Here is a 13,579-nt window from a genome sequence, read left to right as displayed (position 1 = left end):
TTAAGAAAGCGACCCTTCAAAATCCGCATAATCAAATTCGCGGACTAATTTGACCGTGCCATCAAGTTCGCGCACGGCAATGGCTGGCATTTTCACGCCATTAAACCAGTTCTTTTTGACCATGGTATAACCGGCCGCATCTTCAAATGAGAGGCGGTCGCCAATGGCAATCGGCTTATCGAAAGTGAACTCGCCGAAAATATCGCCAGCAAGGCAGGACTTGCCACAGATCATGTAGCTGTGCTCGCCGTTATTTGGCGCCATTTTCGCCTTTTCACGATAAATGAGCAGGTCGAGCATATGAGCTTCAATCGAGCTATCGACGATTGCGAGGTTCTTGCCATTATAAAGCGTATCGAGAACCGTCACTTCCAGCGTCGTGGTCTTGGTGATCGAGGCTTCGCCCGGCTCCAGATAAACCTGTACGCCGAACTTTTCCGAGAACGCTTTCAGGCGTGCGCAGAATTCATCGACCGGATAATCGTCGCCGGTGAAGTGGATACCGCCGCCAAGGCTAACCCATTCAACGCGATGCAAGAGCGAGCCGAACTTTTCTTCGATGTCGGTCAGCATCTTGTCGAAAAGACCGAAATCGGAATTTTCGCAATTGTTATGGATCATGAAGCCGGTGACGCGGTCCATGACCTTTTCGACCTTCGCCACATCCCATTCGCCAAGACGGCTGAAGGGACGCGCCGGATCGGCGAGGTCAAAGCTTGAAGACGAAATGCCCGGATTAAGACGCAGGCCGCGCTTGATATGCGCAGCCTTATCAGCGAAGCGTTCGAGCTGGCCAATCGAATTGAAGATGATCTTGTCAGCATGGCTAATGACTTCGTCGATCTCATGATCGGCATAGGCCACGCTATAGGCATGGGTTTCGCCGCCAAATCGCTCATGGCCAAGACGCACCTCATTGAGCGAGGACGACGTCGTACCATCCATATATTCGCTCATCAGATCAAACACCGACCATGTAGCAAAGCACTTGAGCGCCAGCAGCGCCTTTGCGCCGGACTTCTCACGCACATAGGCAACTTTTTCCATGTTGCGCTTCAACTTGGTCTTGTCGATCAGATAATAAGGCGTCTGGATCATGGTCGTTCCGGGTCGTCAGTTAGGGGAGATGGCCTGTCCAGCTGGCTGGCGGGCACGTTATTTGCTCTGGTGCGCATCTTATCCGAAAACCGTTTCACACTTTTCGGGATGCACTATAAAAGCCGCTTTGGAGAGGCTTATAGGAACCTTGTGACAGAAACACAAATCCGCCACAGACGTTTTGAGAAAAATTTCTCCAACGCAGCGGCGGATTTTGAATTCTGTGCTTCATATAGGGCTTTTCATCTTAAATTGAACCCCTTTTGATTTTTATTGGCGTTGTTTTACTTCACGCCCCATTCCGAAGTTTGAAAAAGCATTTTATAAGGTCGCCAACGCGTGCGGACAGCGGGCATTAACCCGCCTCTGAAATGCGGGATAGGACCAGGGAAAGAAATGCAGACCGAAAATCCAGCCGCCACTGTAACAGCAGGGGCTACCGCAGGCTGGGGAGAATTGTTCGCGGGCAAGAATGCGATCCGTTCGCTAACGCTCGTCGGTGGCGTAGCGCTTCACGCCATCAATGTTTTCATTGCCACAACCATATTGCCAACCGTGGTCGCCGATATTGGCGGCATGGATTATTATGCCTGGAACACTGCGCTGTTCGTTACAGCGTCTATTCTTGGCTCAGCGCTTGTCCCGAAACTTCTGTCTCAGGCAGGCCCACGCAATGCATACCTGGTTGCAGCAGTGATTTTTGCGGCAGGAACCTTGGCCTGCGGCCTTGCGCCTTCTATGCCAGCCATGCTTGCAGGCCGTGTCGTGCAGGGCCTTGGCGGCGGTATGATGCTGGCGCTCTCCTATGCCATGATCCGAATCGTCTTTGACGAACCGCTCTGGCCACGCGCGATTGCGCTGGTTTCCGGCATGTGGGGTGTGGCAACACTGGTTGGCCCGGCAATTGGTGGCATCTTTGCAGAACTCGGTGTCTGGCGTGCCGCCTTCTGGTCGCTTGTGCCGGTGATTGGCATTTTTGCCCTCATGGCGACACTCATCCTGCCAAAACGCGCGGGCGACAGTGAAAACAAAGATCGGCTTGCATGGCCGCAGCTGATCTTGTTGACGACAGCTGTTCTGATCATTTCAGCCGCAAGCATTTCACCAAGTGCCGTCTGGAATATTGCAGGCGTAGTCATCGCATTTGCCGTGCTTATGCTGCTTGTTATGGTCGAGCATAAGTCGACAAAGCGGATTCTGCCTAAAGGCACGTTCAGCCTGAGCCGTCTTGGTGCGCTTTATCTCACCATGGGTTTTCTGGGCGGATCGGTCACCAGTTCTGAAGTGTTCGTTCCACTCTTCTTTCAGGTTTTGCATAACCAGTCTCCGTTGATTGCTGGTTATCTTGCTGCACTCATGGGTGGAAGCTGGACGTTGGGCTCCATCGGTTCATCCGGCGTGACAGGCAAGAGTGTGAACAAGGTTATCCTTGCCGCACCCATTATGGGCGTTGTCGGCATGGCGACACTTGCTATCCTCGTGCCTCCGGGCAGCGATGGTCATTGGACCAGCCTGCTGCCAATCTGCCTTGCCATGGCAATCATAGGCTTTGGCGTCGGCATGACATGGCCGCATCTGCTCACCCGCGTTTTCAAACGTGCGGAAGCTGCGGACCAGAATCTGGCTTCGGCGTCCCTGACTACGGTACAGCTTTTCACCACAGCTATGGGTGCAGCGCTTGCAGGGATGATTGCCAATCTGGCGGGGCTTAGCAACCCCGGTGGCTTTGCGGGCATATCGAATGCAGCCCTCTGGCTGTTTATCGGTTTTGCAGCCATGTCGAGTATTGCGCTCTTTGCAGCGATAGCACTGGTTCGCAGTTCAAAATAGAGCGGGTCGCTATTAATTGAGCCCTTTATGCTCGCTCTATCTTCTCCTTTTCACGCATGTCGTTATCGGAAAACAGGTTCCCACTTTTCCGAGACATGCGCTGAAACCGAAAATGCCGCTTCCGGAGCATACCATGCTTCGGAAGTATTCACGATTGGAACACCATTCCTTGAGACTGCGTTTGGATTCGATTTAATTGCGCGACGCATTCAACCTGATTAACTCTTGATGTCGGGACATAGAAGCATTATTCCGATTTCCGTAATCGTCGGCCGGGCATGGTGCAGCATACCGGCAAATCACGACCTCCGCGGAAGCCACCCTGAAGGCAGCCAGACGCGATCCCCTTGATTGCGATGAAAGACGTTTGCTTCATTTGAAGCGAATACCGTGAAAAGCGAAACAGAGACAGTTCCGACAATGAGCAGCAATTTTTATCAGGAAACCGTTCTTGACGTTCACCACTGGACCGACAGGCTGTTTTCATTCCGCACCACGCGCGATCAAGGCCTCCGCTTCCAGAGCGGCCAGTTCATCATGATCGGCCTTGAAGTGAACGGCAAACCGTTGCTGCGCGCCTATTCGATTGCTTCCAGCGTCTATGATGAACAGCTCGAATTTTTCTCAATCAAGGTGCAGGACGGTCCACTGACCTCGCGCCTGCAGCATCTTAAAGAAGGCGACAAGCTGATCGTCGGCAAAAAGCCGGTCGGCACGTTGCTTTATGACAATCTCATTCCGGGTGACAATCTGTGGCTGCTTTCAACCGGTACAGGCCTTGCGCCGTTCCTGTCGATCATCCGCGATCTGGAAGCCTATGAGCGCTATAAGAAAATCATCCTCGTGCATGGCGTGCGCGAAGTGAACGAACTGGCCTATGCTGATCTGATCACCAAGGAATTGCCGGAAGATGAATTCCTCGGCGAAATGGTGCGCGAGAAGCTGATCTATTACCCGACCGTGACGCGTGAAGAATTCCGCAACAAGGGTCGCCTCACTGATCTCATCACCTCCGGCAAGATTTTTGAAGATCTCGGCCTTCCGAAATTCTCCGAGCAAGACGACCGCATGATGCTTTGTGGCAGCCCGGAAATGCTGGCGGATATGCGCGTCATTCTGGAAGGTCTCGGCCTTGAAGAAGGCAGCCAGAGCGAAGCCGGTCACTTCGTGATCGAAAAGGCTTTCGTCGAAAAGTAAGCACTGATCTATATGACGAACAAAGGGAGGCTCATGCCTCCCTTTGTTGCTTTTGCACCTTGCCTGTTTTGGGATCGCTTTGAAATGCTGTTGAGACTGTTCGCTCTGATCACCGTTATTCTTTGCTTCGCACCCATGGCGAGTGCCGAGACATTCACCGGCAGCGGCATCAAGAAGCTGGTGGTGATCGACCCAGTCGATAACAAACCGATGGACGCAGTTGTATTTTACCCCAGCACCGATGAAGCAATAGTCACGAAGATGGGCCCTTACAACGTCGCGGCTTCGCCGAAATCGCCGATGGCAGAAGGACAGTTTCCGCTCATCCTGCTGTCGCATGGCACCATGGGCAGCATGTGGGGACATCACGATCTCGGTGCATCACTTGCGCGCAATGGCTATATCGTTATCAGCCTGACCCATGCTGGCGACAACTTTGCTGACACAAGTCGATTGGGTGCCGTCAGTTCGACCTATGGCCGCCCGATGCAGATTTCAGCAGCCCTTTCCACAGCGCTGGACGATGCAGCCCTTGCGCCGCATATCGACAAGAACCGTATCGGCTTTGTCGGTTTTTCGGCGGGCGGAACGACGGGGCTGATCCTTGCAGGGGCAAAGCCGGACCTGTCACGATTTGAAGCTTACTGCGCAAAACGACCAGATGACCATAGCGTCTGCGAGGCAGAGGGTAAGATCAGAAATGACCGCCCTGACCTCGCACCACAAGCCGACCCGCGCATCAGCGCTTATGTCCTGATGGCACCACTGAGCGTTATCTTCGGGGCCGAGACTCTCAAGTCAGTCACAGCACCGACACTCATCTATGTGGGTGATCAGGATGGAGAATTATCGCCGCAAGAAAATGCCATGGCGCTTGCGCCTGAACTGCCAAAGGCACAGTTGCAAGTCATTGAAAAGGCCGGGCACTTCACCTTCCTTGCACCATGCTCGGAAGAACTTACAAAGCTCGTTGCCGGGTTCTGCATTGATAATCCCGGCATCGTGAGAACTGCACTTCACCAGCGCATGAATGCTGAAATCGCAACTTTCTTTGAAAAGAACCTGGAGAAGCTGAACTAATTCGTTGCCTGCTTGGCTTTCGCCGTGATGGGCGCTATGCTTGTCACCATGATAAAATGTTCGAGTACCCCCTGCATCGCGCTCCCGTGATTTGAGCACTCAATCACCAGGAGCATGAACGCAAGCAAACCTCTGGTTTCTTGCGAGGTTTTCGTTTGCATATTTGCAGGCGGATAAATGCCGAGCCTTTCGTTTCACGCGCATCCTATTCCGAAAACCGGTTCCCACTTTTCGGGATGCGCTTGAGACCGGCACTCATGCAGTGAGTATTCTCATGAAAAATTACTTTGAAAGCCCATTCAAGGGCATCACTCTCGACAAACAGGTCACAAATCCAAACATCATCGTCGGGCGCTACAGCTATTATTCCGGCTATTACCATGGCCATAGCTTCGACGACTGCGCCCGCTTTCTCCTGCCCGATGAAGGTGCCGACAAGCTGATCATTGGCAGCTTCTGCTCAATCGGATCAGGTGCAGCCTTCATCATGGCGGGCAATCAGGGCCATCGACACGACTGGATCAGCACCTTCCCGTTCTTCTTCATGTCAGAAGTGGACATATTCGCAGGCAGCGCTAATGGTTATGCCCCATCGGGCGATACGGTCATCGGCAATGATGTCTGGATTGGCTCTGAAGCGATCATCATGCCGGGTGTGAAAATCGGCCATGGCGCAATTATTGGCACGCGCGCACTGGTGACGCGTGATGTTGAACCCTATGCGATTGTTGGCGGCAACCCTGCCCGCACCATCCGCTCGCGTTTCGATGAGAACAGCGTCAGTATGCTCCTGGAAATGCAATGGTGGGACTGGACTGACGATCAACTGAAAGGCGCGATGCAGACGCTGACAAATGGCGATGTGGAAGCGCTTTATCGCTATTGGCAGAGTAACGTTTGCGACCAGTGATCTAAAACCCGGGAGGCCTGCCTGAGAACTGCGGGCAGGCCTTTCATTTGGATTTTACGGGGCCGCCTTCTCTGCCAGCTGGTCGCAACAGTTTCTTTGAACAAACATGATTGCTTTATTCATATTTTCATGCAAATTATAAATGACTGACTATCAGTCAGTGAAATTGGCGACCTGAGAGACCGGCTAATGTGTGCGTGCAGGTCTTTCAGGTTGTCAGCCCCAATAACCACGAGACATGAGTGCTTGCGGCCGGGTTCAGCTGCCTCCAGACGTGCAACGCAAATTTCTGGATGCTGTTTAAACCGACGCTCGAAGGCCGCAGCAAAAGCGAGATCCTATGTTTCACGATACCGAACAGTGGCCCTATATCGTCACGCTCGCCAAAGGCCCATCATCCATTGAAGAGCTGCGCGCATTCTTCGATAGCTGGAATGCATGGCTGGATGAAGGAAAGCCCTTCATTGCGATCCAGCGCTTTCTCGACACGGATGCACTTCAGCATCCAGACGGTGCAGCGCGTGAAATCAAGCAATGGTTTCAACAGAATGCCGAACGCATCCGCCATCAGGTCATGGGCATGGTTAGCATTGTGCCTGAATCCGTGTATGAGGAAGCAAGCCGCTTGGATGCGGAAAAGTTGTTCCGCGTGCCAGCCGGTACATTCTCAAATATCGATGCCGCCCTGCACTGGCTTGATGAACGGGTTGTTCGACCCAACCAGCTTGCTTTTGACAAAGCTGCAATCCGCGCAAAACTGGAAGCAGCCTGAAAACCGGAGTGAAGGATTTGCCAGCAGCCAAGACCAAGCCCCGCACCAAACCGGCGGAAATCCGCCGCAGCGAGCTTATGTCGGCTGCTGAAACGATCTTTCTTGAAAAAGGTTTCGCAGCAACCAGCGTCGACGAGATTGTGCGCAAGGCCGATGTCGCCAAGGGTACATTCTACCTGCATTTTCGCAGCAAGGACGATATCCTTGTGGCATTACGCGAGCGCTTCATTGCCTTTTATTGCGAGCGGCTTGATAGCGAAATGAATAGTGTTCCAGCCAATGACTGGAACACTCGTCTCGCTGTCTGGGCCAGCACAGGCATTGCGAGCTATCTCGATAATTATCGCCTGCACGATCTGGTTTTTCATGACTTTCACCCGCCTATGCGCCATGTGATGCAGGAAAACCCGGCAATCATCCGCCTTGATCTGCTGCTGAGCGAAGGCAAGACAGCGGGTGCTTGGTCAATTGAAAACACGCGCTTGCTGGCAACGCTGCTGTTTCATGCGCTGCATGGCGCTGTTGATGATTTTATCATCCGCTCAAACATCACAGAGCGCGATGAAATGGTTCGCGGCGTTCAGAATCTATTCTTAAAAGCAGTCAGATCGTAAGCTTAGTTACTTCTTGACACCAAACACATGCTCCGGTCCCGGAAATGATCGGGCGCGCACTTCTTCCGCATAGGCTTTGGCAGCATCCGAAACCTGTGGTGCAAGCTCCGTGAAGCGCTTGACGAAACGCGGCGTGAAGTCCTGAAACAGACCAAGCATGTCATCTGAAACAAGAATCTGACCGTCACAGGCAGGCGATGCACCGATGCCAATTGTCGGAATTGACAGGGTCTGCGTGATTTCGCGCGCCAATGGCTCAACCGTGCCTTCAATGACCAGCGCGAACGCACCAGCTTCTGCAATAGCCTGCGCATCACGGCGGATGCGGTTGGCCTCTTCATCATCGCGACCGAGTGAGCGGAAACCACCAACCGTATTCACCTGCTGCGGCATCAACCCGACATGACCGAAGACCGGAATGCCACGCTTGACGAGGAATTCAACCGTCTCAGCCATTTCCTCGCCGCCCTCAAGCTTTACGCCGTCACAGCCGGTTTCCTGCATGATGCGGGCCGCATTGCGGAAAGCTTGTTCCTTCGATTCCTGATAAGAACCAAACGGCATGTCAACAGTCACGCAGGCATGTTCCACGCCGCGCATCACTGCCTGTCCATGCGCGATCATCATATCGAGCGTAACGGCAAGCGTCGAATCCAAGCCGTAAAGCACCATGCCAACGGAATCGCCCACCAGAAGAAGATCGCAATGCGGATCGAGCAGCCGGGCAATCGGCGTCGTATAGGCCGTAAGGCTGACAATCGGGCGCACGCCCTTCATTGCTTGAACTGCCTTTGGTGAAAGGCGCTTCTTCTTAACGGTGACGCTCATGTCAAGCGGCCTTTTCCTGTGCGGCAAGTGCAATCACGCGATTATCGAGCAGCTTTGTGTTTCCAAAACGTACAAATAGAGCGACGAGAAGCGGCCTCCCCTGCACGGTCTCAAGGCGCTCTAGCGTCTGCGGATCGCGAAGCGCCAACACTTCCACCGCCGCCAATGGTTCTGACGCAATAAATGCTCGAATGGCTACTTCCAATGCTTCAGGATCATCTACGCCCAACCGATAAAGTCGCTCGGCCTCATCCAATGCTTTTGGCACGATGATTGCCGCGGCGCGCTGCTCAGCTGTCAGGTAAACATTGCGCGATGAACAGGCGAGCCCATCGTCCTCACGCACCGTCTCAACACCAACGACACGCACCGGGATAGCCATATCGTCCACCATGCGGCGGATGATAACGAGCTGCTGAAAATCCTTCTCCCCGAAGTAAGCGGCCTCAGACCCAACGATGTTGAAAAGCTTGCTCACGACTGTTGCAACACCCGCAAAATGACCGGGACGCGCCTCGCCTTCCATCTGGTTGCCGAGTGTTGGAACATCAACCACCGTCTGCATCGGTCGAGGGTACATATCCGACACGGCAGGCGCGAAGAGAAAATCGACATCCGCATTGCGGAGTAGATTTGCATCGCGTTCCAGATCACGCGGATATTTGTCGAGGTCTTCGTTGGCACCAAATTGCAGCGGATTGACGAAGATCGAAACGACGGTGACGTCATTGTCCTCGCGCGAGCGGCGAACAAGTTCGAGATGCCCTTTGTGCAGATAGCCCATTGTTGGCACGAGGCCGATAGATTTACCGCTCTTGCGGGCTGCGCCCAGCGCAAAGCGCAAGTCTTCAATCGTATGGATGATCTGCATGAGGGTCTCCCTGCCAACAACCAGATTTTGTCGCAGTCCTACAGCGCGCCCTCAAATATGACAACAGCGCATTTGCTCGTGAATATATGAAAGAGCCCGCGCTTAGTTACCAACTGCACCGCTGACCGTGCCGCCCACTGTTCTGCCAAACCTGTCGATCTGCTCATTATAGGTTCGGCGGGTGTTTGGATCGAAGACGGCAATCGGCGCACTGACAACCAGCGATGCAGCACTGCCTACACCTTGCGCCGTACCAAGGGCCACAGCACCGAGACGCTCACCCAGTCCGATGTCGGAATCGGTGATCGTCTGGCCAGTGACGAGACGCTGGCCTATCAGCTGTACGACTTCTGGGCTTGCGGCAAACTTGCCGTGATTGAGACTGTCTCCAGCTTTAAGCTGCGTGAGATCGATGACAGTTATCCCCGCCGTCTCAAGCTGAGAACGATATGGCTCTACCGACGGGTCGATTTGTCCGAGACGATCAACATTACCCGAGATGAAACGGGAAGCGCGCAGGGCTCGGTCGTCGCGCGACGTGAAAAGGGTGAAGCGCGGATGGTCTTTGCCCATCGCGCGGTACTGTTTGCTGAACACATCCACGTCGAGATCAGGGGACGCGAGAATGACATCGCTAATCTTCGGATTAACACGCTTGTCGCGGATCGCCATCTGGCGCAGAGCTTCAACCGTCAACCAACTGCCCATGGAATGAGCCATGACAGTGATATCTTTTACACGCGGATCTTCGGCGATTTTACGCAAAGTCGTTTCAAGTGCATCGCGTGAATAATTCGTGCTTTCCTTGTCGTAATTATAATCAAACACGCTGCCGCGCGACGGCCATGTGAAGATGACCGGCGCAACCTCGGCGCCTGAATCATGAACGATCTGCGCGAAACGATAGACCGAATCCTCATAGGTGTTGTTGAACCCATGGACAAACACCATCACACGTCGAGATTTCGGCAGGCTGTGCTGAAGCCACTGACGCGCACCAGTTTCGGTATTGATCGCTTTGACCTCAACTGTGGCAAAATCCTTGAGCGGATTGGCGGGCAGCTTCTTTGGCCATTGAACTTCGCCGACCTTGCGGTTCTTTTCAGGCGGGATGGAGACCATGATCTCCGTCAGGCTGATATCCTGATCGCGTTCGCCGGAAAATAACGTTCCTGGATTGCCGGAAGGCGCGCGCGTAGTTGCCACCAGAAGATCGACCTTTGATGCGCCGGGAACACTTGCAGCAATAGGAACGAGAACACCATCCGGACGGCTTGCACAGCCGGTGATCAGCGTCAGGCAGACAAGCAATGCCGGGGCAGTACGACGAATGATGCTCCGCAAAACCCAACTCTCCTGACAAGATACAAACCGAAGAGCGCTCTCACCATCACGGAGCGCGCGGTTAATATATTCTTTACCTGAGAGGATATGCCAAGTCCTAAATGTGGGGGCTGTGGAAAGATCGTCTCGATGCGGCATCTTGGTTACACACTGTTTCCGCAACAGCCACTTTTCTGCAGATCCCAAGCGCCCGATATTTGAGCCAACAGCGCGGGCAAGTCCGCCTTTGCGCAGGAGGAAATACAATGACTTCAGAACTTAAGCCGCAACTCACAGGGTTGCATCATCTGACAGCCATTACCGCTGATGCACCGGGCAATCGTCGCTTCTATACCGACACGCTCGGGCTTCGACTTATCAAGAAAACTGTCAATCAGGATGACACCAGCGCATATCATTTGTTCTATGCCGATGGGCTGGCATCTCCGGGGACTGACATTACCTTTTTCGATTGGCCCGTCCATCGTGAACGGCGCGGCACACACAGTGTTTCGCGGACAGGATTGCGCGTGAACGGGGTTGCAAGCCTCGATTGGTGGCGCAATCACCTCAAAGGAAAGGGCATCGAAACTGGCGACATATTCGAGATTGCCGGTCGCGCAGTTCTCGATTTTGAGGACCCGGAAGGCCAGCGGCTGCGCTTGACCGATGATGGCGGCATAGGCGCATCGCATAGCTGGGAGAAAAGCCCGGTTCCTGCTGAGCGGCAGATACGTGGCCTTGGCCCGATCACGCTAAGCGTTCCGGATCTGGCACCGACAAAAATCGTGCTGGAAAAGGTGATGAACATGCGTGAAGCTGGCGACTATGCATCGCCTGATGGCGAAGGCCATGTCCATGTCTTTGAAATGGGTAACGGTGGTGCGGGTGCTGAGTTGCACATCGCTGTGCAGCCTAATCTGGAACCTGCTGGCCAGGGAGCAGGCGCAGTGCATCACGTTGCTTTCCGTACTCCGGATCAGGAAACCATGCAGGAATGGGTGGATCGTCTGAGAGCGTTTCGTATTCCATCAAGCGGTGAGGTCGAGCGCTATTATTTCCGCTCGCTCTACTTCCGCGAACCCAATGGCGTTTTGTTTGAAATCGCAACCGATGGTCCTGGCTTCGCAGTTGACGAACCACTTGAAACCCTCGGCGAAAGCTTATCACTGCCGCCATTCCTTGAAGGAAAACGACAGGCGATTGAAAAGGGCTTGAAGCCTCTTGATTAAACAACAAAAGGGCCGCCGGAGATCTCCGGCGGCCCTTTTTCTTATCTCTTACAAACAGTCAGAGCTTTTGCTGCAGCCATTCACCGGTCAGCCGGACATCTTCATCCGACAGCCCGTGACCACCTTCTGCGGAAAGAACGTCTATTGCAGCCCCATCCGCCCGCAAGGCCGCTTCCAACTTGCCGGATGCATCTCCAAATGGATCACCTATCCCGTTGAGTAACAGGACAGAAGCGTCCGAAAGGTCCGCAATTGGCTGCTCTTCCAAAACATCCGTTGCGCGCAGCAATACAGCCCTACGCACGACATGCGGATGCAGCCGCATGAAAGCCGCAAGTAAATTCGCCCCGTTGGAATTGCCTATGAAGGCAGTTCGTTCAGGGTCGATGCCGTAAGCAGCAATCGCCCCCTCGACAAAAGCTTCAAAAGCCTCCGCCTCAAACCGGATGTCGTTCTGGTCGAACCGTTTCAGGTCGAACCGGCGAAACCAGCGCTGAATGCCCTCTTCCGTGCTACGTCCGCGAACACCAAGTAGCGTTGCACGAGGCGCAGCAAGACGAGCAAGCGGCATAAGATCGTTTTCATTGCCACCCGTCCCATGCAGAAGAATGAGCGTCGTTCCATCCGGGTTTTCCGGCTGATGAATACGATGCACAAACGGCAATTCGCGATAGATCACCCGCTCCTCGCCCGGCAGACCAAATTGAGGCATACGAGCACGGATCGCGTCGGCCTGCTGTTCGTTGCCCGGCGGCACAAAAAGAGCTTGGCCGAGTGTCTCCACCGTTTCGTCAACAGTGAACCCGGGCGCGTCTGTGGCAAACTCAAACAGAGTTCCGCCCGGCTCGCGGACATAGAGAGATGTGAAGTATTTGCGATCATGCACATTCACTTCGCTGGAGTTAAGCTTTGAAAGCTCCTTCTCCAGTGTCGTCACATCGTCAGTTGTTGCGGCACGGAAAGCCACATGATCGGCAATACCCGTTCCCGGAATACCCGGCCAAAAACCACTTGCGTCGCGGACGTCAATTGCATCACCTGAATCGGAAACGAGACGATCAATCGTGCCTTCTTTCGTCTGAGAATGGAAACCGAAGTAACGCTCGATGAAGCTCGCAGTTTGCTCAGGCTGCTCGGACAGGATCGTGGCCGAACGGATGCGGCGCACGGCATGTTCTGCCGGAACGTCACCAGACACCCATGCGTCATTGGCTGCAAGATCGCTACCGACCAGCTTGACGATCACGCCATCTGGGTCGCGCAGGCGCAGCACTGGCTCGCCAAACTCCTGCACCGGACCTTCGGACTGCATATGATAGCGCAATGCCCGCTCCAGCCAGAAGCCGACCGAAGCACGATCAATGGCGAGTGCAATTTCGCTAATCTGACCGTGACCAACACGGCCTTTCGCACCATCTTCCCAGACGAGGAAAGTGATCAGCGAGCCGGGCGTGCCCGAGCGATCACCATAGAAGAGGTGCAACTGCTCGGCATCTTCAAAGCCGCCAGTCTGCTTGACGATACGCAGGCCCAAAAAGCCTGCATAGAAATCGACATTGGCCTGAACCTTGCGCGTAATGAGCGTGAGGTGATGGATGCCGCTGGTCATGATTGCGATCTCCCGCTTTTGTGGCGGCAAGTCTCTCAGACAGAGGCACTCACCGCAAATGTGAACTTGCCCGAGAGATAGTTTACATCGGCTCAAATGCCCATGGGGCTATGCGGCGACGCACTGTTAACAGATCAGAATGTGTTTTTGGAAGATTAGAAAAAGAAAAAGGCCGCGCGGGAGGAGGATGCGCGGCCTGATCTTGAATACGGCTG

12 protein-coding genes are annotated in these 13,579 nt (G+C 54.0%); 7 read left to right on the top strand and 5 right to left on the bottom strand.

All coding sequences use genetic code 11. The annotated features are described in order from the left end of the window. Positions 1-1,098, bottom strand: a complete 1,098-nt coding sequence (gene nspC / locus QSJ70_RS15330; RefSeq protein WP_285537591.1) for a carboxynorspermidine decarboxylase — start codon at positions 1,096-1,098, stop codon at positions 1-3. Between the two features lie 396 nt (positions 1,099-1,494). Between nspC and QSJ70_RS15325 the strand changes: the two genes are divergently transcribed. The 6 genes from QSJ70_RS15325 (at position 1,495) to QSJ70_RS15300 (ending at position 7,501) form a co-directional block, all read left to right on the top strand. After that, the gene (locus QSJ70_RS15325; protein WP_285537588.1) at positions 1,495-2,928 is read left to right on the top strand and encodes an MFS transporter; all 1,434 of its coding nucleotides are present in this window, start codon (positions 1,495-1,497) and stop codon (positions 2,926-2,928) included. Positions 2,929-3,348: 420 nt separating this feature from the next. Continuing rightward, on the top strand, positions 3,349-4,125 hold the full coding sequence (locus tag QSJ70_RS15320; protein ID WP_064320183.1) for a ferredoxin--NADP reductase: 777 nt from the start codon (positions 3,349-3,351) through the stop codon (positions 4,123-4,125). Positions 4,126-4,158: 33 nt separating this feature from the next. Then, positions 4,159-5,205, top strand: coding sequence for an alpha/beta hydrolase family protein (locus QSJ70_RS15315; protein ID WP_285537585.1), 1,047 nt, complete (start codon positions 4,159-4,161; stop codon positions 5,203-5,205). Positions 5,206-5,479: 274 nt separating this feature from the next. Further along, the gene (gene catB / locus QSJ70_RS15310; RefSeq protein WP_285537583.1) at positions 5,480-6,115 is read left to right on the top strand and encodes a type B chloramphenicol O-acetyltransferase; all 636 of its coding nucleotides are present in this window, start codon (positions 5,480-5,482) and stop codon (positions 6,113-6,115) included. A gap of 340 nt (positions 6,116-6,455) precedes the next feature. Continuing rightward, positions 6,456-6,887, top strand: a complete 432-nt coding sequence (locus QSJ70_RS15305) for a hypothetical protein (RefSeq protein WP_285537581.1) — start codon at positions 6,456-6,458, stop codon at positions 6,885-6,887. A gap of 8 nt (positions 6,888-6,895) precedes the next feature. Further along, entirely contained in the window at positions 6,896-7,501 is a 606-nt protein-coding gene (locus tag QSJ70_RS15300; RefSeq protein WP_285537579.1) for a TetR/AcrR family transcriptional regulator, read from the top strand. A gap of 6 nt (positions 7,502-7,507) precedes the next feature. Here QSJ70_RS15300 and panB read toward each other — a convergent pair whose 3' ends face one another. From panB to QSJ70_RS15285, 3 genes are all read right to left on the bottom strand, one after another. Then, positions 7,508-8,329, bottom strand: coding sequence for a 3-methyl-2-oxobutanoate hydroxymethyltransferase (gene panB, locus QSJ70_RS15295; protein WP_285537578.1), 822 nt, complete (start codon positions 8,327-8,329; stop codon positions 7,508-7,510). A 1-nt stretch (position 8,330) separates the two neighbouring features. Continuing rightward, positions 8,331-9,200: a pantoate--beta-alanine ligase gene (gene panC / locus QSJ70_RS15290; protein WP_285537576.1), complete on the bottom strand. Its 870-nt coding sequence runs from the start codon at positions 9,198-9,200 to the stop codon at positions 8,331-8,333. Positions 9,201-9,302: 102 nt separating this feature from the next. Next, positions 9,303-10,544, bottom strand: a complete 1,242-nt coding sequence (locus tag QSJ70_RS15285; RefSeq protein ID WP_007873537.1) for an alpha/beta hydrolase — start codon at positions 10,542-10,544, stop codon at positions 9,303-9,305. A 245-nt stretch (positions 10,545-10,789) separates the two neighbouring features. On the opposite strand from QSJ70_RS15285, the gene QSJ70_RS15280 reads away from it, so the two are divergent. Then, positions 10,790-11,755 (top strand): ring-cleaving dioxygenase, encoded by a 966-nt coding sequence (locus tag QSJ70_RS15280; protein ID WP_285537574.1) that lies wholly within the window; start codon positions 10,790-10,792, stop codon positions 11,753-11,755. Positions 11,756-11,813: 58 nt separating this feature from the next. Here the strand turns inward: QSJ70_RS15280 and QSJ70_RS15275 are convergent, their stop codons facing one another. Continuing rightward, complete coding sequence (locus QSJ70_RS15275; RefSeq protein WP_285537573.1) at positions 11,814-13,364, bottom strand: VOC family protein; 1,551 nt, start codon at positions 13,362-13,364, stop codon at positions 11,814-11,816. Between the last annotated feature and the right edge of the window lie 215 nt (positions 13,365-13,579).

The organism is Brucella sp. NBRC 12950, from assembly GCF_030268145.1.
Classification (GTDB): domain Bacteria; phylum Pseudomonadota; class Alphaproteobacteria; order Rhizobiales; family Rhizobiaceae; genus Brucella.
Note: the sequence above shows the minus strand (reverse complement) of the source record. Positions and strands in the feature narration are given on the sequence as shown.

What these genes read in the sequence shown, in the direction of transcription:
- QSJ70_RS15280 (WP_285537574.1), top strand. Translation starts at nt 10,790, where the DNA reads ATGACTTCAGAACTTAAGCCGCAACTCACAGGGTTGCATCATCTGACA.
- QSJ70_RS15315 (WP_285537585.1), top strand. Translation starts at nt 4,159, where the DNA reads ATGCCTCCCTTTGTTGCTTTTGCACCTTGCCTGTTTTGGGATCGCTTT.
- nspC (WP_285537591.1), bottom strand. Translation starts at nt 1,098, where the DNA reads ATGATCCAGACGCCTTATTATCTGATCGACAAGACCAAGTTGAAGCGC.
- panC (WP_285537576.1), bottom strand. Translation starts at nt 9,200, where the DNA reads ATGCAGATCATCCATACGATTGAAGACTTGCGCTTTGCGCTGGGCGCA.
- QSJ70_RS15320 (WP_064320183.1), top strand. Translation starts at nt 3,349, where the DNA reads ATGAGCAGCAATTTTTATCAGGAAACCGTTCTTGACGTTCACCACTGG.
- catB (WP_285537583.1), top strand. Translation starts at nt 5,480, where the DNA reads ATGAAAAATTACTTTGAAAGCCCATTCAAGGGCATCACTCTCGACAAA.
- QSJ70_RS15305 (WP_285537581.1), top strand. Translation starts at nt 6,456, where the DNA reads ATGTTTCACGATACCGAACAGTGGCCCTATATCGTCACGCTCGCCAAA.
- QSJ70_RS15325 (WP_285537588.1), top strand. Translation starts at nt 1,495, where the DNA reads ATGCAGACCGAAAATCCAGCCGCCACTGTAACAGCAGGGGCTACCGCA.
- QSJ70_RS15275 (WP_285537573.1), bottom strand. Translation starts at nt 13,364, where the DNA reads ATGACCAGCGGCATCCATCACCTCACGCTCATTACGCGCAAGGTTCAG.
- panB (WP_285537578.1), bottom strand. Translation starts at nt 8,329, where the DNA reads ATGAGCGTCACCGTTAAGAAGAAGCGCCTTTCACCAAAGGCAGTTCAA.